Origin of the sequence: Lacrimispora sp., assembly GCF_047605665.1 — a bacterium.
Classification (GTDB): domain Bacteria; phylum Bacillota; class Clostridia; order Lachnospirales; family Lachnospiraceae; genus Lacrimispora.
Genome location: NZ_JASGFH010000007.1, coordinates 83884 through 109440, shown reverse-complemented (window position 1 = coordinate 109440; position 25557 = coordinate 83884). Strand labels below are relative to the sequence as shown.

Sequence of the window (25557 nt, the reverse complement as noted above, 5' to 3'; positions counted from 1 at the left end):
TAATTGATGTTATCTCACAGCCAGAATTTCATTAATCTGGGATACCAGAACATCACAATCAATTCCATGAACCTGACATGCTTCCTCTAAAGACTCTGCCTGAGAAGACGGGCAGCCAAGGCAGTGCATTCCGGCACGCATTAAGATCGGGGCAATATTTTCATCAAGTCCCAGTAACTGACCGATTACCATATCTTTATTAATCTGCATTTTGCATTCCTCCTTAAAAATTGTATATACCATCTCTGATATAATCTGTTTCCAGATCACAAGTCCGATCATCCGGGGACAAACCAGACTCTCTTCTAATATAATACTTTCCCCCTCAATTATCAAGAGCTAAATTCCACATTTCTTTTAAAGACTATTAATGAAAATTTATCAATTAAAGTTGTTGACATTGTATACAGTATTCATATATAATACATTCATACAAGGGACGTATGAATTAAGCGCCTTTTCGACACCCGCTTACAATTTCTGCCTGATGGCGGAGATCAACAGTTCGATGAAATGCAGCAGAATCGGACTTTCCTATAAAATATCACGAAGAATATCATGGAGGTACACGATTATGAAACCAGAATGGAGAACTTTTACAAAAGGCGTCTGGGAGAGAGAGATCAATGTCAGAGACTTCATCCAGAAGAACTACACTCCCTATGACGGCGATGACTCCTTCCTTGCCGGCCCCACCAAGGCGACTACAGAGCTTTGGGATCAGGTTATGGACTTAACCAGACAGGAGCGGGAAGCAGGCGGTGTTCTGGATATGGACACAAAGGTCATTTCCACCATCACCTCTCACGCAGCCGGATATTTAGATAAAGAAAAAGAAAAAATCACAGGCTTCCAGACTGAAAAGCCCTTTAAGCGTTCCCTGCAGCCTTACGGCGGCATCCGTATGGCAGAAAAGGCCTGTTCAGACAACGGATACACCGTTGATCCGGAAGTATCCGAATTCTTCTCCACCCACAGAAAGACACACAATGCCGGTGTTTTTGACGCTTATACCCCGGAAATGCGGGCCTGCCGTTCCAGCCACATCATCACCGGACTTCCCGATGCTTACGGACGGGGACGTATTATCGGCGACTACAGAAGGGTAGCTCTTTACGGAATTGACCGTCTCATTGAAGACAAGGATGAGCAGAAGAACACCACCCGCACCTCCATGAACTCTGACGTAATCCGGGAAAGAGAAGAGCTCTCCGAGCAGCTTCGTGCTCTCCAGGAGTTAAAGAAGCTGGGAAGCATTTACGGCTTTGACATTTCGAGGCCCGCTTCCAACGTCCAGGAAGCCATTCAGTGGACTTATCTGGCATACTTAGCTGCTGTAAAGGAGCAAAACGGCGCCGCTATGTCCCTTGGACGTACCTCCACCTTCATCGATATTTATGCTCAGAGAGATTTGGCAGAAGGAACTTTTACGGAAGAAGAAATCCAGGAATTTGTAGATCATTTCGTCATGAAGCTGCGTCTGGTAAAATTTGCCCGTACACCGGAATACAATGAGCTGTTCTCCGGAGACCCTACCTGGGTAACAGAATCCATCGGCGGCGTGGGAATCGACGGACGCCACATGGTAACAAAGATGTCCTACCGTTACCTGCACACCCTTCAGAACTTAGGAACTGCTCCGGAGCCCAACTTGACCGTGCTCTGGTCCACAAAGCTTCCCATGAGCTTTAAGCGGTTCTGTGCCAAGAGCTCCATTGAATCCTCTTCCATTCAGTATGAGAACGATGATTTAATGCGCGTTTCCCACGGAGATGACTATGCCATCGCCTGCTGCGTATCCTCCATGAGGCTGGGCAAGGAAATGCAGTTCTTCGGAGCCCGTGCCAACCTGGCAAAATGCCTTCTGTACGCCATCAACGGCGGCGTTGACGAAGTCAGCAAAAAGCAGGTAGGCCCCAAGTACCGCCCCATCACCTCCGAATACCTGGATTACGATGAGGTTATGGACGCATATAAGGACATGATGAAGTGGCTTGCAAGGGTTTATGTGAACACCTTGAACATCATCCACTATATGCATGACAAATACAGTTACGAGCGCCTCCAAATGGCTCTTCATGATAAAAAAGTAACCCGTTGGTTTGCAACCGGTATTGCCGGACTTTCCGTAGTAGCCGACTCCCTGTCTGCCATCAAATACGCCAAAGTAAAAACCATTCGTGATGAAAACGGCGTTGTTGTCGACTATGCTGTAGAAGGTGATTTCCCCAAATACGGCAATAACGATGACAGAGTTGATATGATCGCAAGTGAGCTGGTCCACACCTTTATGAACTACGTCAAGGGAGTCCACACCTACAGAGGCGGTATTCCTACCACTTCGATCCTGACCATTACCTCCAACGTGGTATATGGCAAGAATACGGGCTCCACTCCCGACGGACGTAAAAAGGGCGAAGCATTTGCCCCAGGCGCCAACCCCATGCACCATAGGGATACCCACGGCGCTGTATCTTCCTTAGCTTCCGTTGCAAAGCTTCCATTTAAAGATGCACAGGATGGAATTTCCAACACCTTCTCCATCGTTCCCGGCGCCCTCGGCAAGGAAGACCAGATTTTCTCCGGAGACTTAGAGGTTGATTTAGAGCTGGCTCTCAGCGAGGATCAGAAATAAGGAGTGACTGCTATGGCAGATTCAAAGGAAAGACAGATCGATGATATCGTCTCTATGTTAGACCAGTTCATGTCCGGAAATGGCGGACACATGAACATCAGTGTGTCAGAAAAAGGTATCATAAATGCCGAAGGAACAACGGCAAAATCAGTAACCACCACAAATTCCACGGAATGCGCAGACGGCGATTCAGCCTGCCGGGTCCCCACCTTATTTGAAGGCTTAGACGACCCCGATTCCCAGGAAGACAACTAAAAAGGAGAAAAACAATATGGCAAATATCAGCGAATCTCAAATCGATAACCTCGTGAACTTATTGGACGGCTATGTGGCTGAAGGCGGACATCACTTAAATGTCAATGTCTTCACCCGTGAAACCCTTCTGGATGCCCAGCAGCATCCGGAAAATTATCCCCAGCTCACAGTGCGGGTATCCGGCTATGCAGTTAACTTCAACAAATTGACAAAAGAACAGCAGGATGAAGTAATTTCCCGTACCTTCCACGATCAGATATAAGCTCCGGCAAAGAAGGTGACTCATTTATGACAGGATATATCCATTCGATTGAAAGCTTCGGCACTGTTGACGGGCCGGGCGTGCGCATGGTGGTTTTTTTCCAGGGCTGTCCCATGCGCTGCCAGTACTGCCATAATCCGGATACCTGGAAAATGGCAGGGGGCAGCCCCACCACAGCAGAGGAACTGTTAAAGCAATACGAATCAGCCCGGCATTTTTACCGGGGCGGCGGAATCACGGCAACCGGAGGGGAACCGCTCATGCAGCTCGACTTTGTGACAGAGCTTTTTGAGGCCGCATGGGAAAAGGACATCCATACCTGTCTTGATACCTCCGGAGTCACCTTCCGGAAAAATGATCCGGAGTATTTAAAGAAGATAGACAGGCTCCTGGATACTACCAGCCTGGTTATGCTGGACATCAAGCACATTGATGAAGAAAAGCACAAACCCCTCACAGGCCATTCCAATGAAAACATTCTGGATTTTGCCCGGTACTTAAGCGAAAAGAGCATCCCTCTGTGGATACGCCACGTTGTGGTTCCCGGACTTACGGACCACAAACGTGATTTGTACCGGCTGGGTCTGTTCATCAGCGGACTGAAGAATGTAAAAGCACTTGATGTCCTTCCCTATCACGACATGGGAAAGGTGAAATACGAAAGCCTTGGAATGGAATATCCTTTAAAAGACACTCCTCCCATGTCAAAAGAGGGCGCCATTGAGGCAAAAAAGACCATTTTACAGGGAATCCGTGACGGAAGAGCAGGCATCAGCAGGCCGGATTGCTCCTAATTTTAAACATTACTTGCAGCATTTTCTACTTGAACATTTTTAATTTATGGTATAGAATATAGAAAAATGTATAGAATTTAAGGAGGTAATTTATTATGGCACGTGTTATTAGTGATGCTTGTGTTAGTTGCGGAAGCTGCGAAGGTGAGTGCCCAGTAAGCGCTATCAGCCAGGGTGATTCTCAGTATGTAATCGATGCAGATGCTTGTATCGACTGCGGCGCTTGTGAAGGTGTCTGTCCTACCGGAGCTATCTCCGAGGCATAATTGCCATTCGATGAGGGTTAATCAAATCGAACGTTTAAATGTTTACATAAATACCTCTTCTTGCGGGAAGAGGTATTTTATTTTTAAGAAGGGATATTTTCGGATATGAAAAAACCGCTGATCGGATTGACTCCGGCACACGATACGGATAACGGTGATATTAAGATGCGGCCCACCTTTTTGAGGGCTTTAAAAGAGGTCGGGTGTATTCCTGTGGTGATGCCCTTAGAGGCTTCTGAAGAGGATTTAAGGCAGCTTGTAGGGGAGCTGGATGGGTTTTTATTTACGGGAGGGCCTGACGTCCATCCTTTTTTGTTCGGAGAAGAGACACACGCGCACTGCGGAAATGTGTCCGCTGCCAGGGATCAGATGGAGCTTTCCCTTCTTCCTCTGGTCATGGAGCTTGGAAAGCCGGTTCTGGGCGTATGCAGGGGCATTCAGGTTTTGAATATCGCCTTGGGAGGGGATATCTGGCAGGATGTGCCGTCCCAGGTGAAAAGGGAATTCCCTGTTGCCCATCAGCAGCCCTTTGACTATCACAGGCCCTGTCATCGGGTAGCCCTGGTGAGGGGAAGTCTTTTGGAACGGATATCGGGAATGGAAACCTTAGAAGTGAACAGCATGCACCATCAGGCCGTCAGGGACTTGGCGCCGGGGCTTCTCGCTTCGGCTTATTCTCCTGATCATCTGATTGAGGCCCTGGAAATGCCCGGATACCCCTTTTTTGTGGGGGTTCAGTGGCATCCGGAATATCTGTGGGAAAAACAAAAAGAAGCTCTCCGCCTGTTTGAAGCCTTCGCGGAGGCCTGCAGAAAATAGTACGATATGAATATAAAAAATCCGCAGTTTACACTTTCAGTGGGAGCTGCGGATTTTTGTCTGGTCTGACTTCGCCTGCGTTTATCTGAAAGTAGTTTGAATCTATATCTTTTTTCCGTTCCGCCCGAACTTCTTTTTGCGGTTGAAAAACGGAATCTTAGAGGCGGCTGCTTCGGCACGGCCTTTGTTGTCCTTTTGATAGGTCCGCAAAAGCTCGTCCAACTGCTTGTAGCGCTCTTCTTCTTTTTCTTCTTTTATATTCATCAGGTATTCCATTTCCTTGATGACTTTTTCGTTGACCAGATTGCTGACGTCCTGGCTCAACCGCTCGTTGTTCACTTCCAGGGCCCGTCCAATAATATGGTTCATGATCTCCTGGAACTGTTCCATTTTTTCCCCTACAAGGGCATTGGGGACCGGGTTATGTAATTCCAGCCCTGTTTCACTTTCTGAGACCATGGCTGCATTTTCTTTTAATTCCTGGGTTATCTGGTCCTCCAGCAGCTCGTCCGGTATAATTGGGTCCTGATCGTCTTCAATGACTTTATCAAGGGCCGTCTTAATGGCTTTCAACTGATATCCTTTTTCTTTTAAATCCTTGATCTGCTTGAATAAACGGATGTGTGCCTCAGTATAATAGCGGTGATCCATCTCGTTTCTGGGAATCTTTATTTCCAATTCCTCCTCCCAGTATCGGAGGACGTGGGATTCTACGTCCACTTTTTTGGATGCTTCCGATATTAAGTAGTGTATTTCAGCCATAGTGTATCCTCTCCTTTGGTTCGTTAAGTTTTCATAACCTTACTATTTATATCTTATGCGGGATTGAGATGGATTATGAATGGGAATTTAGATTTTTTTTGGTGTAAGGGTAGTCCGCAGGGGACATCAATGAGAAATGATTCAAAAGGCGAATCATTTCTCATTGATGGGGGGCATTCGCCCCATAGAAAAAAGCGCAAAAAGGGCTGGAGAAAATAAGTGAACTTATCTTCTCCAGCCCTTTCCGCGCTTTTTTCTGCCCTGCTCATTGCTTGGCCATGTTTGCAAACTTCGTATACTCCGGTCTCCAGACCAGATTCACCGTCCCTATAGGACCATTTCTCTGTTTCGCAATAATAACTTCCGCAATATTAGGCATATCCGTATCTTTATTATAATAATCATCTCGATACAAAAACATAACCACATCCGCATCCTGCTCAATCGCTCCCGACTCTCTCAAGTCAGACAACATCGGCCTGTGATCCTGTCTTGTTTCACACGCCCGGCTTAGCTGGGACAGTGCTATGACTGGGGCGTTTAGTTCTCTGGCTAATCCTTTTAAGGACCTGGAAATTTCGGAAATTTCCTGCTGGCGGTTTTCTCCGCCTTTTCCGCTTCCGCTCATCAACTGTAAATAGTCGATGATGACCACGTTAAGGCCGTATTCCAGCTTCATCTTCCGGCATTTGGAGCGGAGTTCCATGATTGAAATTCCGGGGGTGTCGTCGATGATCAGTTTGGAATTGCCGATTACACCGATTCCCTCTACAACGGCATCCCAGTCGGAATCGGATAAGGTTCCGGTTCTCAGCTTCTGGGAATCCACGTTGGATTCCATGGCCAGCATTCGGTTTACCAACTGTTCCTTTGACATCTCCAGACTGAATACCATACAGGGAAGGCCTTTTTTTACAGATATGTGGTCCACCAGATTTAAAACAAAGGCCGTCTTTCCCATGGAAGGACGGGCAGCGATCAGGACGAAATCTGAAGGCTGTAAACCGGAAGTCTTGTAATCCAGGTCAATAAAGCCTGTCGGGATTCCGGTGACAGTTCCCTGGTTCTTGGAGGCCTGCTCGATTTTTTCCAGAACGTTCATGGCCACCTGGCGGATGGGCACAAACTCTCCTGATGTGCGGTTCTGGAGAAGATCAAATATGGTCTTTTCCGTGGATGCCAGAATGGTTTCCAAAGGTTCCTTTCCCGCATAGCAGGTGTTTGCAATATCCTCGTTGACCTTGATAAGCCTTCTTAAGACCGCCTTATCCCGCACAATGGCGGCATAGGACTTTACATTGACTGAGGTGGGCACCATGGTGATGATGTCCCGGACAAATTCCAGGCTGGATACCTCCGGGGGGACATCTTTTTCCTTTAAGCGGTTTTGAAGCGTCACCAAATCCACCGGCCTGTTTTCATTAAAAAGCTCCAGCATGGCTTCAAACATGACGCCATACTGGTGCTGATAAAAATCTCCTGCCGTAACAATTTCGGAAGCCGCAATGATGGCATCCCTGTCCATCAGCATGGAACCAATGACAGACTGCTCCGCCTCTATGCTGTGGGGAAGCACCCGTTTGATCAGGGCGTCATCCATATTCATGCCTCCTAGCTCTCCACTACCTTAACAATCAGTTTAGCAGTTACATCCTTGTGAAGCTTGACCGGAACCTCATGGGAACCAAAGGTCTTAAGAGGATCGGGAAGTACCAGCTTCTTCTTGTCAATATCATATCCCAACTGGCTTTTGATGGCCGCAGAAATCTCTTTTCCTGATACAGAGCCAAAGGCTCTTCCGCCTTCGCCTGCCTTGATGGATAAGGTGACAGAGGACTCGGAAAGCTTTGCCCCAAGGGCTTTTGCCTCTTCTAACACCTCTGCTGCAACTTTCTCCTCATTGGCCTTCTGAAGCTTTAAGTCATTTAAATTCTTGGATGTGGCTTCAATTCCCAGTTTTTTAGGGAGAATGAAATTCCTCGCATATCCGTCATTGACCTTGACGATCTGTCCCTTTTTACCCAGTGCTTTTACATCTTCTAATAACACAATTTCCATTATGATATGTCTCCCTTCTCTAACATCTCTTTGATAACCGCTTTTACGCGGGTTTTCGCTTCTTCAACGCTGACGCCTTCCAACTGTGCGCCTGCGATATTCCGGTGTCCGCCGCCTCCCAAAAGCTCCATCATGACCTGTACATTGACCTCATCGATGGAACGGGCGCTTATGTACACCGTATGATTATAGTCCGTCAGGACCATGGAAGCCTTGATTCCGGCTATATTGAGCAGCTCATTTGCCGCCTGGGCGCCCACCACTGTGGGGCCTTCCACGCCCTCTGTGGGGCATACGCTGATGGCAAAGCAGTTCTCGAAGATCTCTGCTTCCCGGACAGCCTCTGTTTTCGCCTTGTAATCCGCCAGTTCATCCCGAAACAGCTTCCGCACCCGAACCACGTCCGCACCGTTTCTTCTTAAGAATGCAGCCGCTTCAAAGGTCCTTACCCCTGTCTGGTTGGTGAAATTATTGGTGTCGATTACGATTCCGGCATACAGGGCATCTGCCTCTGCAGGCCTGATTTTAATGCCGTCGGCAATATATTGCAGTACCTCCGCCACCATTTCGCAGGCAGAAGAGGCATAAGGCTCTACGTAAGACAGCACAGCATTGTCGATGATCTCACTGCTCTGCCGGTGATGATCGAGAACCACGATGGTCTTTACAAGACGAAGCAGGTCCGGCGCATCGGTAATGCTGGGGCGGTTCACATCCACCACCACCAAAAGGGTTCCCCCATCTACCAGGTCTGCAGCCTTGGCTCCGCTTAAGAATATATCCTCAGGATAATCCGCATTTCCGGTAAAGCGCTCCATCATGGGGCGGACCGTAGTCGTCACTTCATTGATAATGATGTTTGCCTTTTTATCCATGGCAGTGGCTATGCGGTAAATGCCCACAGCAGCGCCAAAGGAATCGATATCCGTAAGACGGTGGCCCATGATTAAAATCCGGTCCTTCGTCTCCATCAGCTCCCTGAGGGCATGGGCTTTGACGCGGGCCTTGACGCGGGTGGTCTTTTCCACCTGCTGGGCCTTTCCGCCGAAAAACTGAATCTTCTCCCCGTCTTTAATGACAGCCTGATCTCCGCCCCGTCCCAGGGCCATGTCAATGGCTGCCCGCGCAGAGTCGTAGTTTTTGTAATAGCTGTCCCCATTCATTCCAAGGCCGATACTCAGGGTCACGGACATTTCATTGCCAATATTGACCGTTTTCACCTCTTCCAGAATGGAAAAGCGGTTTTCCTTCAATTCCCTGACATAGGACTGTTTAATGGCAATAAAATATTTATCCTTTTCCAGCTTCTTTACAATTCCCTCCATGTTGGTGATGTATTTGCTGATCTTTCTGTCTATGAGAGCTGTGAGCAGGGAGCTTCTGACATCCTCCACGCTCTCCAGGGCCTCGTCGTAATTATCCAGATAAATCAGGCCTGCCACCATCTTCTGATCATCCACCATCTGCTTATAGGTGAGAATTTCTGTTTCATCGTAAAGATAAACGGCCACCAGCATTTCCCCGGCCACTTCTGTTCCAATGATCTGGGCAGCGTCCTCCGGCGAATCCTTCACATAGACGGCCTTCATCCGAATCTGGTACTTTCTGCCGTTTCGGATTGCATGCAAAACGGAGCTTTCCTCTTTCAGCGCAAACGCCTCTTTGGTGATCTCCGGAAAAATAGTCATGATATTCTTTCTTGTGACCTTTAAGGGCTTTTCCTCACCCAGTACCTCTGAAAATGCCGCATTCCCCCAGAGAATCCGCCCGCTCTCATCTGCAATTCCATAGGGGAGTTCCAGATCAGCGAGGAGCTTCTTCTGCATCCAGGAGTATTCCGCAGAAAATTCCACAAGGCCGCTTAAAAGACGTTTCCGTCTGTAAATATAGAGCCAGACCGATATTCCGATATACAGGAGGGTAAACGCAGCCATGATAATTCCCGCTTTTACGTCAACTGCACCAATCACCGCATTGGCAGCGATCAGCAATGCGCTTAAATAAAGCGGCCACTGCATATACGTCCTTAGCTGTCCCTTTATTTTAAACTTTTCTTTCATATATTTCTCCTTATGGAAAAAAGGGTCCTCTTTTTCACTATCTTAATATTATAGCATAGTCATCTTGGTTAGTCCATTAAAATGAAAAACGGGCACAGTGGGGCTTCTATATTATAGAAGCAATCCAAAAAGCCAGCCTCATCAACTGTTCATTTTCCGGTATTCCGACGGCGACACGCCGATGGCCTTGCGAAAGGACCTGGAAAAGTAAAGAGGGTCATTAAAACCGACGGAATAAGCGATTACACTCACCGGAAGAGACATATTTTCAATCAGCATATTGCAGGCACATTGTATGCGAAACTGCGTCAGGTATTTTAAAGGCGCAACAGAGTATTCCTTCATGAACAGGCGGTATAGATGGCTGCTTGAAATCCCGGCAAACGAGGCAATTTCATTGATCGTAACAGGGCTTTGATACTCCGTTTTCATATAAGTAAGGGCCTTTTCCAGATAATCACTGCCTTTGGGAATAGGAGGATTGCTCTTGGAATGCAGTATAATAATAGAAAGCAAGTGAGCCAGCTTTGAAATCATATACAAATAGTTTCCGGTTTGTGTTCCATAATTTTTATATAAGTCAATCATGGTTCTGGCAATGTCATCGGAAGGGATATGCAGCGTATGCTTTTTTTTCGTAAATCCGGTCTGCTTGATAATATAAGGAATATCCAGTCCCAAAAATCCCACCCAGCAGTATTTCCATGGGCATTCTAAGTCCGCACCGTATTTAATGATCTCATTGGGAAATGAAAAAAATAAATCCCCTTCTGAAAGCCAGTGCCTTTCGTTCCCCACATTATACCAGCCTTTCCCGGAAATAACGTAGTGAAGCAGATAATACGTGCGGATACCAGGCCCCCAGATATGACCGGGCGCTGTCTGGGAATATCCGGCTGTACGGATTATGATACCGGTGATTTCAGTCCGGTAGGCGGAGAACACTTTTGTAAACGGCACCTCCGGCACGTTTAAAAGCTCGTCCTCCTCATTTAATTCATTGCCGTTATTTTCTTTGAATAACATGGATCATACCTGCTTTCCTGGAATATCTCTGATTATACTACAAAATATACAGATTTTCCAAGTAATAAAGTGGATTTTCCGCCCTTATCATCTTATTGACAAAAACAAAGTATGCAAGAAAAATCCATATAATGAGATTTTTATATATTGTATAAGCACAGTGCGAAATGTAAGATTATAATATGTAAAAATATCTATAATAACCGCAATATCAGACGAATTATTTAGCAAATTGACTAAAATTTCACATGAATTGTCGAAAATTAAAAAATGTTATTATTATAAAATATGGAGGATTCATACATGAAAAAACAACCCTTCTGGAGAAATATCAAGGTGGTGCCCTATCTATATATCCTTCCCAATATGATTTTGTTTATGATGTTTATGATCATTCCTATTTTTATGACTTTTTATTACAGCCTGATGGACTGGAAGGGCATAGGAACGCCCAAGTTCGTGAGGCTGGAAAATTATATGCGCATGCTGACCAATGATGTGTTTTGGAAAACCATGTGGAATACTGTCATGTATACGTTGATGACAGTGCCTCTGATCATGGCTTTTGCCCTGCTTTTAGCGATTCTGCTGAATACGAACCTGCCTTTTAAAGGAGTTTTCCGCTCCTCCATTTACCTTCCGGCGGTGGTATCCACAGTTGTAGTCGGAATGGTTTTCACCTGGCTCTTTCAGGATCAGGTGGGACTGATCAATTACCTTTTAAATCTCATGGGACTTAAGTCCGTTAAATGGGCCAATGATCCCAGATTCGCCATGCTGATGCTGGTTGCCGGAACCATCTGGCAGCGCACCGGCTATAACATGGTCATTTATCTGGCCGGGCTCCAGGGAATCGCCTCGGATTATTATGAGGCAGCGGTCATGGATGGGGCAAACGCCTGGCAGAAGTTCCGGTATATTACGTTTCCTCTGCTGCGGACAACGCACGTGTTTGTGCTGGTGACCTGCATCATACACAGCTTCCGCTCCTTTGATCTGGTGTATACCATGACAAAAGGCGGGCCGTTAAATTCCACAAAGACACTGGTTATGTACATATACGAAACGGGATTTGTAAAAAACCAGTACGGCCGGGCGGCTTCTGCAGGCGTGATCCTGTTTCTCGTAATGGCCGGACTGACTGCGGTGAGATTTTTGAATAAGGAGGACGAAGCATGAAGCTGAAAAAACAGATATATGGCATCATCACCTTTTGTCTGGTACTTTCCGTCGTTCTCATCACGCTGTTTCCTTTTTACTGGATGTTTATAACAGCAGTGAAACCCATAGGAGAAATCTTCGCATTTCCTCCAAAGCTGATACCGTCCAAATTCATGCTGGGCAACTTTGCGGAATCCTTAAAAACCACGGACTTTGGAAGGTATTATAAAAACAGCACCATTGTGACGGTCATTTCCACCGCAATCACAATCTGCATCAACCTTTTGGCCGGATTTGCCTTTGCCAAGTATAATTTCAAGGGAAAAAATATCTTTTTTTTGATCGTTCTCAGCACCCTGATGATTCCTCTTCAGGTGACAATGATCCCTAACTTTATCATTGCCTCCAGGCTGGGAATCCGAAACTCTTACGTAGGCCTTTTCCTGCCGCCCTGCGCGGAAGCCTTTGGACTGTTCATGTCAAGACAGTTCATTGAAGAAATTCCCAATGAGCTGCTGGAAGCGGGAAGAATTGACGGCGCTACGGAATTCGGCATTTTTACAAAGATCGTTCTGCCCAATGTCAAGCCTTTAATCAGCGTATTGGCCATCTTTACGGTGATGTGGCGGTGGAATGACTTGCAATGGCCTCTGATCATGGTGTCAAAGGATGAATTTTATACCGTACAGCTTGGTCTTTCCATGCTAAACGGGGCGCAGTATGTCAATTGGAATCATTTAATGAGCGCTTCACTGATTTCAACAATTCCGGTGGTCATTGTATTCCTGATCTTTCAGAAGCAGTTTGTACAGGGAATCGCATCCAGCGGAATTAAGGGATAATAAAAAACAGGAGGAATGTACATGAAAAAAACAGGAAAGAGACTTTTAGCACTTGGGCTGGGGCTTATGCTCACAGCCGCATCGGTCACAGGCTGCGGTTCATCCGGCGGCGGGACCACCACACAGGCAGCATCACAGGGAACGGCTGCACCGACTGAAGGCACAACAGCAGCCGGAGCCGCAGCGGAAGAGCTGAAGGCAGAAGAAGGCGCTGAGATCGAAATCACCTATTGGGAAGGTTCCCAATCGGATAAGGCTGCCTGGGACTGGGCCATTGAAAACCTGCAAAAAGACCACCCGGAAATCACCATTAAGCCTCAGGTTTATCCATCCAATACATACCGGGATCAGCTTGACACCAGAATTGCCGGAAATGACTGGCCGGATGTCATGCGCTACACCTATCAAAGAATGGGAAAATTCAAAGAGACCGACACCATGCTGGACCTTTCCCCTTATATTTCCGAGGAAAACTTGAGCGATCTCATCCCTGCATTCAAGGCTGCCTGCACCTATAACGGCAAACTGGTTGCCATGCCTCACCACACAGACGTAATCGCCTTATTCTATAATAAGAAGATGCTGGAAAACTCCGGTATCGAAGTTCCCAAGTCCATCAACGAAGCATGGAGCTGGGAGGAACTCACTGATATCGCACGCAAGCTGAAACAGGACAATAACTTAGACTACGCCATGGGCGGAATCTGGGAAAACTCTTCCGGTTACCGCTATCTGCCCTTCATTTACATGAACGGCGGCTCTTTGATGAACGAAGACCAGACAAAAATCACCATGGATACCCCTCAGGTTCTGGAAGCGCTTAAGCTGTACGAGTCCTGGAGAAAAGAAGACTTGATCAATAACGTAGGCTTTACAGCGACTCCTGCTGCCAATATGATGTTCGTGGCAAATCAGCTTGCTTTTGATTTTGCAGGAAGCTGGCACTGTTCCTACATGCAGGAAAACATGCCTGACGGCTGGGGAGTGACCTATATGCCTCAGAGAAACGGCAAAACAGGCTCCGACATGGGCGGAAACGGAATGTTTGCTTATAAAGAAACAAAATATCCGAAAGCTGCTGCCATTGTTGTGGAATACCTCACCGCAGCCGAGCAGATGAAAGGCTTTTGTGAAGCCGGAAACTTCATCCCTGTAAGAGAAAGCCTGATGAAAGAAGGAATTAAATTCACATCATTTGAAAATGAAATGAAGCTGTTCATGGAAATAGCAGGAACCATCGATCCGAAAATGGCTGCTGATGAGACTTCTGTTCCTTTCCAGAACTTAAACGAGAGCTTTAATGAGGCAATGGACCCCATGGTAGTGGATGGTTCCAGCACCGCAGAGGATGTTGCCGCACAGCTTCAGGAAAACATGAGCGAGATATTAGCAGAATATAATTAAGCTGCAATAACTGCAAATACAAAAATCAGGCCGGATCGTCCAACACGATGATCCGGCCTGATTTTATTGCCCGCTCTTTCTGCATTCTCTTTTAACAGCCGCTATGGCTTATACCGCTCTTTCATTCTCCCTGATATACCGGTCCACCACCTTCACAATCTGGGCTCGTGTATAAGGTTTTACAATGAAATCATACGCCCTTATCTTCCAGGCTTCCAGGGAAAACCCCGGAATTCCGGATAACAGAACGACTTCGGGATGGTTTGGAAGCTCATACAGCTTGGAAGCAAAGGTGATACCGCTGATATCCGGCATGACCACATCGGAAAATACCATATCTACAGGATTTTCCTTCACATACTGTATGGCTCCGATTGCTTCGGGGAAGCTGCCGCACAGCTCCACCCCCTTCATATCCTTTAAAATACCTGTAATTTTTACCAACAACTCTTCTGAATTATCTACAGCTATGACTCTGATGCTCATAACGCCTCCCGGCCTTTCCTTAAGTCTTAATCATCCTTTATTTTCAGCTTTGCAAATGCATCTGCAAAAGCTGAATTGATGGGCTCTTCCGCCTCTTTTTTCTGTTTATTCAAATATTTTGCCACATCCTTTTTGGACACGCCTGCACCTTCTTTGGACCGCCGGTCCTTAAAGGCAGAAAGCTTTTCCTTGTAGCCGCATTTGCAGACGAAAATCTGCCCCTCTCCCTTGCCTTTTAACTCCAGCTTCTTATGGCACACCGGGCATCTGGCATTGCTGGTTTTAGACACCACTTCCCTGTGGCCGCATTCCCTGTCCTGACAGACCAGCATTTCGCTGTTTTTACCCTTGACTGACAGCATCCGCTTGCCGCATTCAGGGCATTTGGTGTTGGTCACGTTATCATGGCGGAAGCTTCCGTCCCCGGACTTGATCTGATGGATCAAATCCCCGGAATAGCGGCGGATATCCGCCATAAATGCAGCCCGTTTTAATTTTCCTGCTGCGATTTCCGACAGCTTCATTTCCCAGTCAGCGGTCAGCTCCGGCTTTTTTAAGTCCTCCGGCACAAGGGTTAAAAGCTGCTTTGCCTTGGAAGTGAGGAAAATGTCCTTTCCCCGCTTTTCCAAAAGAAAGCTTGAAAACAGCTTTTCAATAATATCCGCCCTGGTAGCCACGGTCCCCAGACCTCCGGTTTCTCCCAGGGCCTTCGCCAGGCCGGAGTCCTTTGTCTCCATATAGGAAACCGGATTTTCCATGGCAGAAAGCAGGGTTGCCTCGTTAAAGGGCGCCGGGGGCTTTGTCTTTCCCTCTGTCATCACGATGGTGAGATCCAAAATCCGGTCCCCTTTTTTCAGGACGGGCAGAGTCTGTTCCTTTAACTCCCCTTCCTCATCCTCTTCCTCCTGATTCTCATAGACTTCCTTCCAGCCAATAACCGTTACAGCCTTTCCTCTTGCCGCAAAAGTCTCTCCCCCGATATCGAGAGTCAGCTCTGTCTGGTCATACTCAAAAGGAGGATACAGCACTGCAAGGAACCTGCGGACCACCAGATCATAGATTTTTCTCTCATCAATTGTCATATGGTCCAACTGGACAAACTGCTCTGTGGGAATGATGGCATGGTGGTCTGATACCTTTTTGTCATCCACAAAAAAGGGCTTTGCCTCGATTTTCCGGTTCATAAGCCGTCCCGCCAGCTTGCGGTAAGGGCCAACGCCGCAGGCATCCAGCCTCTCTTTAATAGAAGGAACGATGTCGGAGCTCAAATACCGGGAATCGGTTCTGGGGTAGGTCAATACCTTGTGATTCTCATAGAGCCTCTGCATAATGTTTAACGTCTCTTTTGCAGAGTAGTTAAAACGGCGGTTTGCCTCTCTCTGAAGTTCTGTGAGATCGTAAAGCTGAGGGGAGTAAACCTTCTTAGGAACGCTTTTCACCTCCGTGATCAGCCCATCTCCCTGAGCCTTCATCTTATTTAATATGATCTCCATCCTGTCCCTGTCAAAGGAACGGAAGCTTTTTGATTTCTCATCCCTCCAGGTAAAGGTGAGGGCGGACTTGGCGCATTTGGCCGTAATGCCGTAGTAAGGTTTTGGAACGAAGTTTTTGATCTCTTCCTCCCGCTTTGCAATAATCGCCAGGGTGGGAGTCTGCACCCGTCCGCAGCTTAACTGGGCATTGTATTTGCAGGTCAAGGCTCTGGTGGCGTTGATTCCAACCAGCCAGTCCGCTTCCGCCCGGCACATGGCCGCATCGTATAAGTTATCATAATCTTTGCCACTTTTTAATTTGGCAAAACCTTCCTTGATGGCTTTATCCGTAACAGAGGAAATCCAGAGCCGTTTCGTGGGCTTTTTATTCCCTGCCTTTTCTAAAATCAGCCTTGCCACCAGCTCCCCTTCCCGTCCGGCATCGGTAGCGATGATGATCTCTCCCACATCGCCCCGGTGAATCTGGGATTTCACCACGCTGTACTGCTTTCCGGTCTGCTTGATCACTTCAAGCTTGAACCGGTCCGGCATCATGGGCAGGTCCTCCATCTTCCATTCCTTATATTTATGGTCGTAATCCTCCGGGTCCGCCAAAGTGACCAGATGGCCCAGGCCCCAGGTCACCACGTAACGCTCCCCTTCGATCAGACCGTTATTGCTTTTTTTGCATTGAAGCACCCGCGCAATATCCCTTGCTACCGATGGCTTCTCCGCTATAATTAAAGATTTCATATATTTCCTCCAGATTTGCGGTTCTTTCACAATTATATCCTATCAGGCCCGTTATTACAACGCAAAAAAGCCGCCCCTGTTATGCGGTTACAGGTGCGGCCCTTTTGTAGGAGTCTTAATCTCTCACAGGTCAATGAAAGATAATTTCAGAGGGTTAGTCTGATGTATAGAATATTCACATGTTGTTAGCTCTTACTAACTGTTTATATGTTAGCATAGACTAACTAAAAATACAAGCCTTTTCTTGAAATATTTTCTCATTAATCTCATTTTTTTAATTCAGGTTTTCTACAATGGTCCTGATATAGAAAATATCGTTTTTTATCTTCTCTTTGGAGCTCTCTGCAGAGGAAAAATCTTCAAAGGTGATGACCCCGTCATACCCTGTTTCCTTAAGAGCCTGGAAAAATCGTTCAAAATCTGCATATCCGTCTGTAAAAGGCGCCCAGTCGGGAACAAATCTTTCTTTTCCCTCTGTCTCCTTTTTCACCCATCTGGCATTTTTTACATGAACCAGGTCCAGATAGGGGCCTAAAATCTCCAGGGCCATCTTATACTCTTCAAGCCCTTCATAAACCACATTTCCCGTATCGTAAATGACTCCGATATAAGCCGGGTCAAACCGGGAAGCCAGACGAAAGGCTGCGCTGGCGCTCGGAACAATGGTTCTCATATGCATTTCAAAATCAGCCTTGACCCCATGCTTTTTTGCCAGCGCTTCCACCCTTTTAAACCCTTGAACGGCCTCGTCAAGCTGCTCCCCATAAGTCCGTTTAAAATCATAAGAGGGCGCATTGATGCGGATTCTGGTACAATCCATCTTCTTTGCCGCCGTCATGCAGCGCCCAATTATTTCCTCGCTGTCCCGGCAGGTCAGATACGTGCACAGCATATTGATATGGATGCCGTACTGATGGCAGAGGGCTTTTATTTCCTCCGCCTTTTCATCAATGGTTTCTATATCAAGGGTACAAAGATTATTTCTCCAGTAAGACGGCTCTTCCTTTAAGATATCCGGGTCCTCCGGAATGGCAGCCACCCTCCAGTCCACACCGTCATACCCGCATTCCTTCATCTTTATCAAAGCCTGTTCCGGGGTCAATTCCGGTACGCTTACGGTAAACAATGAATATTTCATGGCTTCTCCTTTTTTCATTTAAAATTATGCCAGAGGCAGGGATACAAAAAAGTGATTGCCTGATTTCCCGTCACTTTCCGCCCATATTTTCCCTTTATGGTCGTTTACAATGCTCTGGGCAATGGAAAGCCCAAGGCCAAAGCTTCCGTGGCCGCTTCTGGAATCATCACAGCGGTAAAACCGCAGAAAAATCTGTTCCAGCTCCTCTTTTGGGATGGGCTCACCTTCATTGGAAACCTTCATCAAAAGAGTATTGTGCTCCCCTTTTTGCAAAGTGAGGCGAATACTTCCTCCAGAAGGCGAATACTTCCCGGCATTGTCAAGAAGTATGTGAATCACCTGCTGCAAACGGGCCTCATCACCCATGACCGAAAGGCGGTCTTCTATCTCATAAGAAAATTCCTTTTCCTCATCATAAATGACAGGCTCATACACGAGAACCGCACTGGTTACAAGGTAGCTGAAATCCACGGCAGCATACACCTGGCTCCGCTCTCCATGATCAGACCTGGCAAGAAACAGCATATCTTCCACAAGCTGTTTCATCCGCATGGCCTCCGCATGGATGTGGTCCAGCCGTCGGACGGCCTTTTCATCCTCAAAGGAATTCCCTGTCCGCAGCATACCGGCATTGGATAGGATGACGGTGAGAGGAGTTTTCAGCTCATGGGAAGCATTGGCAATGAACTGCTTCTGCCTGTCCCAGGCAATTTCCACAGGCCTTACAGCCCAGCGGGCCAGAAAAATGGTGATCAGGAAGAATGCCGCCATGGAAGCCCCGCCGATCAGAAGGGAATTTCCAATCTGAGCCTTCATCATTTCCTTTTCCATCGATATATCAGCAAAGGCGATCCGGCTGCCGCCTTCCCGAATCTCCCTTAAATAACGCAGTTCATAATCCGGGAGAATGCCAAGATCATCCTCTCTGGTTAAGGCCATCCGGGCAAGGGGCTTTATATCCTCTTCATCAAGAAAGTGCAGTTGACTGACCACTGCGGACACGCTTCCATCCTCTTCCACATCAACCACAAGAACCGGAAAGCGCCTGCCAGGCCCTTCCTCTCCGGGAGGGAGAGGTCTCGCATCGCCGGCCGGCTGACCGCCATTATGAGGATACGGACCGGCCTTTATCGCCTGGCGGAGCATTCCCTCGCTCATTCTTTCATTATTTCTCTGGGCAGTCACCATCATGGTGAAAAAGATTGCCAGCAGTATGACCGACACAATGGACATGACAATCAATATGAATTTAATCCGCAGTTTTCTGATCATTCCCTGGCCTCCAGACGGTAGCCCACCCTGCGGACCACAGATATCTTTACCTTTGAGCCGATGTGATCCAGTTTTTTTCTCAGGAAAGAAAGATAGACTTCCACAATGCTGTCCTCAGCCTCCCCCTCATATCCCCATATTTTTAAGTAAATGTTCTCCTTGGACAGTAAAATCCCCTGATTGGCGATGAGGAGCCGGATGAGTTCCAGTTCCTTGGCCCCCAGACGCACGGAGCGGCCTCTGCATATGAGCTCGCTGGCAGCAAGGCTGACCTCAATATCCCCATAAGCCAATTCCTCTGGCTTCATCTCCCCGCCTCTCCGGGTAATTGCCCTTAAACAGGCCAGAAGCTCCGGGGTTTCAAAGGGCTTTGTCAGGTAATAATCAGCACCGTTATTCAGCCCGGTGATCCTATCTGTCAGCTCTCCTTTGGCAGTCAGCATCAAGACCGGAGTGATATTTCCCTGCTCCCGCATACAGCGGACAATGTCAAAACCATTGATGTGAGGCAGCATGACATCTAAAATCACAGCATCGTAAATGCCGGAAAGGGCGTGGTCCAGGCCCTTTTGACCGTCATGGCAGACATCGGCAGTATCTTTATTTTCAGTGATAATATCAGCAAGCGTTTCTGCAAGGCGTTTTTCATCCTCCACAATAAGAATCCTCATAAGCAATTCCTCCTTAATGTCAATTATATCATATTACAATGCCATATTACCCTAACAAGTTTAATCAAAGCTTAAACAAATGCCGGACACAAAATGTTCACGGTTCCATTAAGCTTTAATTAAGCTTGGGGCTTTAGTATGGGAGCAGGACGGAGGTGAAAATATGAACCAATTAGAATACCGGCACGAATATAAGCATTCCATCAATATGCTGGATTACCGCACCTTAAGGCAGAGAATCAAGGCTGTGGCCCAGCTCGACCCGAATTCAGGAGCGGATGGGCGTTATCATATCCGCAGCCTGTACTTTGATAACGACGACGATAAGGTGCTGAAAGAAAAACTGTACGGTCTGCCAAACCGTGAAAAATACAGAATACGGATTTACAACGGGAGCGGTGATTTTATCCGCCTTGAAAAGAAAAGCAAGGTCCACGGCCTTTGCAGCAAACAGTCAGAACCCCTGACAAAATCACAGGTTCAGCAAATACTGGCCGGAGACACCGCCTGGATGCTCTCTGCCGGAAACCCTTTGCTGGCAGAATTTTACGGGAAATTGAGCTTTCAAAGGCTTAAGCCTAAAACCCTGGTGGACTACCGGCGGGAAGCCTATATCTTTCCATATGGGAATGTACGGGTGACCTTTGATTCCGACATTCGGACCGGGGTTTATTCAACCGGATTGTTTCAGAAAGATTTACCCACCTTCACCACCCAGGAGCCGGGACTGCTTCTTCTGGAAGTGAAGTATGACAACTTTCTGCCGGATGTGATTCGCGATTTGATTCAGACCAACACACGGCACACGGAAGCATTTTCAAAATATGCGGCCTGCCGCATTTATGGATAAGGAGATCATCATATGAATTTTAATGACTTATTTAAATCGAGTTTTCTCGAAAATATCACCAGCTTTTCAGCCCTGGACATGGTAATCGCCATGGGGCTTGCCTTTGTTTTAGGGCTGTTCATCTTTTTCGTTTATAAAAAGACGTATACCGGAGTCATGTACTCATCCGGTTTCGGGGTTTCGCTTCTTGGCCTCACCTTAGTGACCACCCTGATCATTCTGGCGGTTACGTCAAACATCATTTTATCTCTCGGTATGGTCGGCGCCCTGTCCATCGTCCGGTTTCGAACGGCAATCAAGGAGCCCCTTGACATTGTATTCCTGTTCTGGTCCATTGCCGCGGGAATTGTATTAGGCGCAGGGCTTTTGCCTCTGGCCATGCTGGGCTCTCTGTTTATAGGCGTGATTCTCGTTGTGTTTGTCAATAAAAAAAGCGTGGATTCCCCTTACATTCTCATCGTTGAAAGCGAAAGCTCTCAGCCGGAAAATGATATTTTAAACATTATTAAAGCAGGGGTGAAGCGTTACAGCCTTAAATCTAAGACCATTTCTGATTCAGGCATGGAATTCACCCTTGAAGTGCGCTTAACAGGAAACTCCACCCGTTTTATGGGAGAAATCAAAGCCATCTCTCAGGTAAAAAGTACCGCACTGGTCAGCTATAACGGCGACTACATGTCATAAGGAGGTGCCATGATAAAACATAAATGGATAGGGGCAATTACCGCACTGCTCATGGCGGCTGTCCTGCTGTTTCTGGCAGGGGCATATTTATTTCCGTCCGCCTTGACAGCCTTTTCCGGTTCCTCAGAACTGCCCTATGTTTCTGCAATGGATAAGACTGAAATCCTGGATGTACAGATCATTGCCGATGAAAATGACTGGGCTGATATGCTAGATAATGCCGCGGCAGAAGAATACATACCGGCTGCAGTCATCATCAACGGCACGAAAATAGAAAATGTGGGCATCCGGCCAAAGGGCAATTCAAGCCTGCGCACCGTGGCCCAGGATGATACAACGGACCGGTACAGCTTTAAAATAGAATTTGACCATTACATTTCAGGGCAGACCTGGATGGGGCTTGATAAAATTGCCCTGAATAACATGCAGGGGGATTCCACCTATATGAAGGAATACCTCTCTTACGACTTAATGGATTATATAGGGGTAGAATCCCCTCTTTACACCTTTTCCAACATAAGCGTCAACGGTGAAAACTGGGGATTTTATCTGGCCGTGGAGGTGCTGGAGGACAGCTATGCGAAGCGGGTATATGGGAATGACCATAGCAAACTCTATAAACCGGAAAGCATGGATATGGGCGATTCGGGACAGAGGAATGAAGGAAATGCCGGAGGAAACATGCAAAGGCCGGAACAGCTTCCAATGCAGGAAAACACGCCACCCGAAAACCTCCCGGCTGACACGCCGCAGCGGGGCCCCGGCGGCTTTGGCAGACAGTCCGGCGGCGCAGCTCTCCAATATACAGATGACCAGATCTCCAGCTATTCCACTATATTTGAAGGCGCCGTTTTCGACACCTCAGACAAGGATTTTATGAACGTCATAAACGCTCTCAAAAAACTGAATGCAGGAGAAGATTTGGAAAGTGCCGTAGATGTGGAAGCCACCCTGAAATACTTCGCGGCCCACACAGTCCTTGTCAATCTGGACAGCTACGTATCGAATATGAGCCACAATTATTATTTGTACGAGGAAAACGGCCAGCTCACCATGCTCCCATGGGACTTCAACCTGGCTTTTGGAGGATTTCAGTCAGGCAGTGCGTCCTCCGTTGTAAACTTCCCCATCGACACACCCGTTTCCAATGTGAGTCTGGAAGAGAGGCCCATGATCGGCAAACTTCTCGAAGTACCCGAATACCTGGAATTGTATCACAGCTACTTAACAGAAATCGTTGACGGCTACTTTAACAGCGGCCTGTTTGAACAGACCATAGACTCTCTGGATGCCTTGATCTCTTCCTATGTCGAAGCCGATCCTACGGCATTTTACGATTACACTTCCTATAAAAGCGGTATAGCAGAGCTGAAAAAACTTGGCCTGTTAAGGGCACAGAGCGTGGAAGGACAGCTTAACGGAACAATCCCCTCCACCACGGAAGGGCAAAATGCAGCCCCTGACGCACTGGTGGATGCATCGGATATCAACCTTTCCCTCCTTGGAACCATGGGAGGCGGCTTTGGAGGCAGGCAGGGAGAACGAACACCGAAAAATGCGGAGGGAGAAACAAGTACTCCATCGGAGGCAAAGAGAGGAGGAGACTTTAAAAGAGGCGGCAGACCTCCCGGCAGCATGCAGGAAAATATACCGGAGAATACGCCAGGAAACGCACTGGAAAACACGCCAAAAAACACGCTGGAAAACGCGCCTGGAAACACGCTGGAAAACACTACAGGAAACACGCTGAAAAACACTACAGAAAACACACTGGAAAACAGTCCAGAAGGTATGAACTCCAGATTCCCCCAGGAAAATCAGCCACTTACAGCAGAAGCCTCAACTGCTGCCTCCGGCTTTGACAAAACAGCCTGGATACTCCTGGGCAGTTGTACCGCGCTGCTGTCCGCCGGATTATTATTCGTGATCTTCTTTCACCGCAGGCGCCCTATATAACGTCTCTTAATCATAAAAAAAGCTGTTTTCAGCCAATCCGCCTGAAAACAGCTTTTCATTTTATCCTACAACTCCCTTAATCATTTCATAAAGCGCAGCCACATCTTCTATTCTGGTAGCCCCCGTCTCTTTATCAATAATAGAAGAATACACATGGGGAATGATGCGCTCCACCCCCGCACGTACAGCAATTTCCAGAATCTCCTTAAAATTCTCCAGGTCAATTCCGCCCGTAGGTTCCAGTCCAAAGCCGGTTTCTGCACAGGCCCTGGCTACGGCCTCAAATTCCTCTCTGGCCTTCAGCCCTCCCATGGGAAAGTACTTCAGGGAATCGGCTCCCTGCTCCTTTGCCATGGCAATGGCCGTCTTCACAGGCACAATGGCCGGTTCCTCGTCCTTGCAGAGAGGGCCAGTGGAAATCTTCACATACCCCGGTTTCCGGCAAGGGGCGACCATAGAGTTCAAAAACGGTCCCTCCCCTGTCTTTGCTCTGGTGTAGCCGCCTGCCGTAAAGGTCTGGTTGATATGCTTTGGCTTAATCTGCCCGGAAATCTCCGCCACTGCCTTCCACTGTCCCGGATTTCCTGCCCCCAGGCCCACGGAAATATTGTTGTCCACTGCCTCCTGATACCGCTTCATATCTTTTACAGCACTTTCCACATCCGGATAATCCGCAGAAAGAATGCCCACTGCCACATATCCCTCTGCCGCCTGATAAATTTCCTTCGCATTTTCTATGGAATTGGTCAGGCAGTTTAAGCAAACCCTTCCTTTATAAAAATTCAACCCTTCCACCTCTCACTCACCTCCATTGGCCTGATTCCTGATTTGTGCAAGTCTGCGGTAAATGATCTCCAGCTCTTTAGCACTGTTTAAAGGCCTGGGATCAATTGCAATAGAACCGTTATTGGCCTGATAATCTCTGGTGAAAATGGCTACCGGACCTTCCTGAAGCTTTTTTACCACCTCTTTTGCATTCATTCCGTAAAGCTCCGGGATAAATTCAATTTTACAGCGGTATATTTCTCTTCCGGCCTCATCCCTTATAATAGAAGTCCTGCACCCTTCTATTTCTCCTACACGGGCTCCAAACTGTTCCAGTTCTCCCTTTGTCACCGGACTCGTCCTCTCCCCTGCCAGATATTCCTCAACAGCCTTCACAAGTCCCATGATATTTTCTTTTCCCACCTTCATGGCCCGGCCAATTCCTTTGTATTGAAGCCGCATATGGTCAGCCAGCTCTTCCGTTTTGCAGGCTGTAAAACCGCTGGTGGGCCCTTCAATGGCCTTGGCCCCGCTGTAGCAGACAAAATCCGCTCCCATGGCGCCATAGATTTTCAAATCTTCCTCTGCCGCCGCATCCACGATACACGGAATATTAAGATCATTGGCTAAACGGATCACCGACTGCACATCCACCATATCCTTCTGAACGCAGTGATGGGATTTGACGAAAACAACGGCCAGAGTATTTTCCGTCACCGCCTGTTCAATGTCTTCCAGGGTGGAACCGTTGGCATAACCGGCCTCCACCACCTTTCCCCCGCCCAACTGAATCATTTCTCCGATGGGAGCGCCAAAGTCCACGTTGTGTCCCTTTAAGAGGATCACTTCCCTTTTTGATGTGGCAGGGAGAATATCATAAAGGTGCTTTACCTTTGTCAAATTCCCTCCGCAGATCAGGGAAGCGACGGCCAGGGCAATTCCCGCGGAGGCGCTGGAGGTGACGCAGGCATCCTCTGTTCCTGCCATGGCCCCGATCTTTTTCCCCGCATACCGGTAAAGGTCATCGATGACCACATAGCTTCCTGCCGCCTCCACCAGGGTTTCCCCCACACCTTTCGATATGGTGGAAACGCCCAGCTTCGTCATTCTTCCGGAAGCATTGATTACGGCCTGTAAGCCGTTTCTGCTATATATATTTTCCATGA

The 25557-nt window shown here is 47.5% G+C and carries 25 protein-coding genes; 12 read left to right on the top strand and 13 right to left on the bottom strand.

The genetic code is table 11. The features are described 5' to 3' along the window. Positions 1–9: 9 nt before the first annotated feature. Entirely contained in the window at positions 10–210 is a 201-nt protein-coding gene (locus QM657_RS07675) for a DUF1858 domain-containing protein (protein ID WP_333648174.1), read from the bottom strand. A 364-nt stretch (positions 211–574) separates the two neighbouring features. On the opposite strand from QM657_RS07675, the gene pflB reads away from it, so the two are divergent. The 6 genes from pflB (at position 575) to QM657_RS07645 (ending at position 5031) form a co-directional block, all read left to right on the top strand. After that, a complete protein-coding gene (gene pflB, locus QM657_RS07670) occupies positions 575–2635 on the top strand; it encodes a formate C-acetyltransferase (protein WP_415066014.1) in 2061 nt (686 codons plus the stop codon). Between the two features lie 12 nt (positions 2636–2647). Next, a complete protein-coding gene (locus QM657_RS07665; protein ID WP_415066013.1) occupies positions 2648–2890 on the top strand; it encodes a hypothetical protein in 243 nt (80 codons plus the stop codon). A gap of 16 nt (positions 2891–2906) precedes the next feature. Next, entirely contained in the window at positions 2907–3152 is a 246-nt protein-coding gene (gene grcA3, locus QM657_RS07660) for an autonomous glycyl radical cofactor GrcA3 (protein WP_415066011.1), read from the top strand. Between the two features lie 26 nt (positions 3153–3178). Further along, positions 3179–3946, top strand: a complete 768-nt coding sequence (gene pflA, locus QM657_RS07655) for a pyruvate formate-lyase-activating protein (RefSeq protein ID WP_415066010.1) — start codon at positions 3179–3181, stop codon at positions 3944–3946. Between the two features lie 95 nt (positions 3947–4041). Next, on the top strand, positions 4042–4212 hold the full coding sequence (locus QM657_RS07650; RefSeq protein ID WP_117416328.1) for a DUF362 domain-containing protein: 171 nt from the start codon (positions 4042–4044) through the stop codon (positions 4210–4212). A 105-nt stretch (positions 4213–4317) separates the two neighbouring features. Then, positions 4318–5031 (top strand): gamma-glutamyl-gamma-aminobutyrate hydrolase family protein, encoded by a 714-nt coding sequence (locus QM657_RS07645; RefSeq protein WP_415066009.1) that lies wholly within the window; start codon positions 4318–4320, stop codon positions 5029–5031. A gap of 102 nt (positions 5032–5133) precedes the next feature. Here QM657_RS07645 and QM657_RS07640 read toward each other — a convergent pair whose 3' ends face one another. The 5 genes from QM657_RS07640 to QM657_RS07620 all read right to left on the bottom strand — a co-directional run bounded on the left by QM657_RS07640 (position 5134) and on the right by QM657_RS07620 (position 10937). Continuing rightward, positions 5134–5793, bottom strand: coding sequence for a helix-turn-helix domain-containing protein (locus tag QM657_RS07640; RefSeq protein ID WP_415066008.1), 660 nt, complete (start codon positions 5791–5793; stop codon positions 5134–5136). 265 nt (positions 5794–6058) lie between these two features. Continuing rightward, entirely contained in the window at positions 6059–7393 is a 1335-nt protein-coding gene (dnaB, locus tag QM657_RS07635) for a replicative DNA helicase (protein WP_415066007.1), read from the bottom strand. A gap of 11 nt (positions 7394–7404) precedes the next feature. After that, positions 7405–7851: a 50S ribosomal protein L9 gene (gene rplI / locus QM657_RS07630; RefSeq protein WP_415066006.1), complete on the bottom strand. Its 447-nt coding sequence runs from the start codon at positions 7849–7851 to the stop codon at positions 7405–7407. Continuing rightward, complete coding sequence (locus QM657_RS07625; RefSeq protein WP_415066005.1) at positions 7851–9911, bottom strand: DHH family phosphoesterase; 2061 nt, start codon at positions 9909–9911, stop codon at positions 7851–7853. The genes rplI and QM657_RS07625 overlap by 1 nt, the downstream gene beginning before the upstream one ends. A gap of 141 nt (positions 9912–10052) precedes the next feature. Then, complete coding sequence (locus tag QM657_RS07620) at positions 10053–10937, bottom strand: helix-turn-helix domain-containing protein (RefSeq protein WP_415066004.1); 885 nt, start codon at positions 10935–10937, stop codon at positions 10053–10055. A gap of 303 nt (positions 10938–11240) precedes the next feature. On the opposite strand from QM657_RS07620, the gene QM657_RS07615 reads away from it, so the two are divergent. From QM657_RS07615 to QM657_RS07605, 3 genes are read left to right on the top strand one after another with little or no spacing between them, the layout of a single operon-like run. Next, entirely contained in the window at positions 11241–12116 is an 876-nt protein-coding gene (locus QM657_RS07615; RefSeq protein ID WP_415066003.1) for a carbohydrate ABC transporter permease, read from the top strand. Continuing rightward, on the top strand, positions 12113–12940 hold the full coding sequence (locus QM657_RS07610; protein ID WP_415066002.1) for a carbohydrate ABC transporter permease: 828 nt from the start codon (positions 12113–12115) through the stop codon (positions 12938–12940). Before QM657_RS07615 ends, QM657_RS07610 begins: the two co-directional genes overlap by 4 nt. A 21-nt stretch (positions 12941–12961) precedes the next feature. Next, positions 12962–14344: an ABC transporter substrate-binding protein gene (locus tag QM657_RS07605; protein ID WP_415066001.1), complete on the top strand. Its 1383-nt coding sequence runs from the start codon at positions 12962–12964 to the stop codon at positions 14342–14344. A 108-nt stretch (positions 14345–14452) separates the two neighbouring features. Here the strand turns inward: QM657_RS07605 and QM657_RS07600 are convergent, their stop codons facing one another. The 5 genes from QM657_RS07600 to QM657_RS07580 form a co-directional block, all read right to left on the bottom strand. Next, on the bottom strand, positions 14453–14830 hold the full coding sequence (locus QM657_RS07600) for a LytR/AlgR family response regulator transcription factor (protein ID WP_415066000.1): 378 nt from the start codon (positions 14828–14830) through the stop codon (positions 14453–14455). A 26-nt stretch (positions 14831–14856) separates the two neighbouring features. Further along, entirely contained in the window at positions 14857–17055 is a 2199-nt protein-coding gene (locus QM657_RS07595; protein ID WP_415065999.1) for a DNA topoisomerase III, read from the bottom strand. Positions 17056–17329: 274 nt separating this feature from the next. Beyond that, positions 17330–18193 (bottom strand): sugar phosphate isomerase/epimerase family protein, encoded by an 864-nt coding sequence (locus QM657_RS07590; RefSeq protein WP_415065998.1) that lies wholly within the window; start codon positions 18191–18193, stop codon positions 17330–17332. 24 nt (positions 18194–18217) lie between these two features. Then, positions 18218–19465, bottom strand: a complete 1248-nt coding sequence (locus QM657_RS07585) for a sensor histidine kinase (RefSeq protein WP_415065997.1) — start codon at positions 19463–19465, stop codon at positions 18218–18220. Beyond that, on the bottom strand, positions 19462–20136 hold the full coding sequence (locus tag QM657_RS07580; protein ID WP_415065996.1) for a response regulator transcription factor: 675 nt from the start codon (positions 20134–20136) through the stop codon (positions 19462–19464). The genes QM657_RS07585 and QM657_RS07580 overlap by 4 nt, the downstream gene beginning before the upstream one ends. A 163-nt stretch (positions 20137–20299) precedes the next feature. On the opposite strand from QM657_RS07580, the gene QM657_RS07575 reads away from it, so the two are divergent. From QM657_RS07575 to QM657_RS07565, 3 genes are read left to right on the top strand one after another with little or no spacing between them, the layout of a single operon-like run. Next, entirely contained in the window at positions 20300–20986 is a 687-nt protein-coding gene (locus QM657_RS07575; protein WP_415065995.1) for a polyphosphate polymerase domain-containing protein, read from the top strand. Positions 20987–20998: 12 nt separating this feature from the next. Further along, on the top strand, positions 20999–21670 hold the full coding sequence (locus QM657_RS07570; protein ID WP_415065994.1) for a DUF4956 domain-containing protein: 672 nt from the start codon (positions 20999–21001) through the stop codon (positions 21668–21670). 9 nt (positions 21671–21679) lie between these two features. Further along, positions 21680–23626 (top strand): CotH kinase family protein, encoded by a 1947-nt coding sequence (locus QM657_RS07565; RefSeq protein ID WP_415065993.1) that lies wholly within the window; start codon positions 21680–21682, stop codon positions 23624–23626. Positions 23627–23686: 60 nt separating this feature from the next. On the opposite strand, the gene dagF is transcribed toward QM657_RS07565, so the two are convergent. Both dagF and QM657_RS07555 read right to left on the bottom strand, forming a co-directional pair. Then, on the bottom strand, positions 23687–24412 hold the full coding sequence (dagF, locus tag QM657_RS07560; protein WP_415065992.1) for a 2-dehydro-3-deoxy-phosphogluconate aldolase: 726 nt from the start codon (positions 24410–24412) through the stop codon (positions 23687–23689). Between the two features lie 12 nt (positions 24413–24424). Continuing rightward, positions 24425–25555: a DgaE family pyridoxal phosphate-dependent ammonia lyase gene (locus tag QM657_RS07555; RefSeq protein ID WP_415065991.1), complete on the bottom strand. Its 1131-nt coding sequence runs from the start codon at positions 25553–25555 to the stop codon at positions 24425–24427. Between the last annotated feature and the right edge of the window lie 2 nt (positions 25556–25557).

Bases quoted from the DNA above. Each gene is read 5' to 3' on its own strand.
- QM657_RS07675 (WP_333648174.1), bottom strand. From the start codon at position 210: ATGCAGATTAATAAAGATATGGTAATCGGTCAGTTACTGGGACTTGAT.
- pflB (WP_415066014.1), top strand. From the start codon at position 575: ATGAAACCAGAATGGAGAACTTTTACAAAAGGCGTCTGGGAGAGAGAG.
- QM657_RS07665 (WP_415066013.1), top strand. From the start codon at position 2,648: ATGGCAGATTCAAAGGAAAGACAGATCGATGATATCGTCTCTATGTTA.
- grcA3 (WP_415066011.1), top strand. From the start codon at position 2,907: ATGGCAAATATCAGCGAATCTCAAATCGATAACCTCGTGAACTTATTG.
- pflA (WP_415066010.1), top strand. From the start codon at position 3,179: ATGACAGGATATATCCATTCGATTGAAAGCTTCGGCACTGTTGACGGG.
- QM657_RS07650 (WP_117416328.1), top strand. From the start codon at position 4,042: ATGGCACGTGTTATTAGTGATGCTTGTGTTAGTTGCGGAAGCTGCGAA.
- QM657_RS07645 (WP_415066009.1), top strand. From the start codon at position 4,318: ATGAAAAAACCGCTGATCGGATTGACTCCGGCACACGATACGGATAAC.
- QM657_RS07640 (WP_415066008.1), bottom strand. From the start codon at position 5,793: ATGGCTGAAATACACTACTTAATATCGGAAGCATCCAAAAAAGTGGAC.
- dnaB (WP_415066007.1), bottom strand. From the start codon at position 7,393: ATGGATGACGCCCTGATCAAACGGGTGCTTCCCCACAGCATAGAGGCG.
- rplI (WP_415066006.1), bottom strand. From the start codon at position 7,851: ATGGAAATTGTGTTATTAGAAGATGTAAAAGCACTGGGTAAAAAGGGA.
- QM657_RS07625 (WP_415066005.1), bottom strand. From the start codon at position 9,911: ATGAAAGAAAAGTTTAAAATAAAGGGACAGCTAAGGACGTATATGCAG.
- QM657_RS07620 (WP_415066004.1), bottom strand. From the start codon at position 10,937: ATGTTATTCAAAGAAAATAACGGCAATGAATTAAATGAGGAGGACGAG.
- QM657_RS07615 (WP_415066003.1), top strand. From the start codon at position 11,241: ATGAAAAAACAACCCTTCTGGAGAAATATCAAGGTGGTGCCCTATCTA.
- QM657_RS07610 (WP_415066002.1), top strand. From the start codon at position 12,113: ATGAAGCTGAAAAAACAGATATATGGCATCATCACCTTTTGTCTGGTA.
- QM657_RS07605 (WP_415066001.1), top strand. From the start codon at position 12,962: ATGAAAAAAACAGGAAAGAGACTTTTAGCACTTGGGCTGGGGCTTATG.
- QM657_RS07600 (WP_415066000.1), bottom strand. From the start codon at position 14,830: ATGAGCATCAGAGTCATAGCTGTAGATAATTCAGAAGAGTTGTTGGTA.
- QM657_RS07595 (WP_415065999.1), bottom strand. From the start codon at position 17,055: ATGAAATCTTTAATTATAGCGGAGAAGCCATCGGTAGCAAGGGATATT.
- QM657_RS07590 (WP_415065998.1), bottom strand. From the start codon at position 18,193: ATGAAATATTCATTGTTTACCGTAAGCGTACCGGAATTGACCCCGGAA.
- QM657_RS07585 (WP_415065997.1), bottom strand. From the start codon at position 19,465: ATGATCAGAAAACTGCGGATTAAATTCATATTGATTGTCATGTCCATT.
- QM657_RS07580 (WP_415065996.1), bottom strand. From the start codon at position 20,136: ATGAGGATTCTTATTGTGGAGGATGAAAAACGCCTTGCAGAAACGCTT.
- QM657_RS07575 (WP_415065995.1), top strand. From the start codon at position 20,300: ATGAACCAATTAGAATACCGGCACGAATATAAGCATTCCATCAATATG.
- QM657_RS07570 (WP_415065994.1), top strand. From the start codon at position 20,999: ATGAATTTTAATGACTTATTTAAATCGAGTTTTCTCGAAAATATCACC.
- QM657_RS07565 (WP_415065993.1), top strand. From the start codon at position 21,680: ATGATAAAACATAAATGGATAGGGGCAATTACCGCACTGCTCATGGCG.
- QM657_RS07555 (WP_415065991.1), bottom strand. From the start codon at position 25,555: ATGGAAAATATATATAGCAGAAACGGCTTACAGGCCGTAATCAATGCT.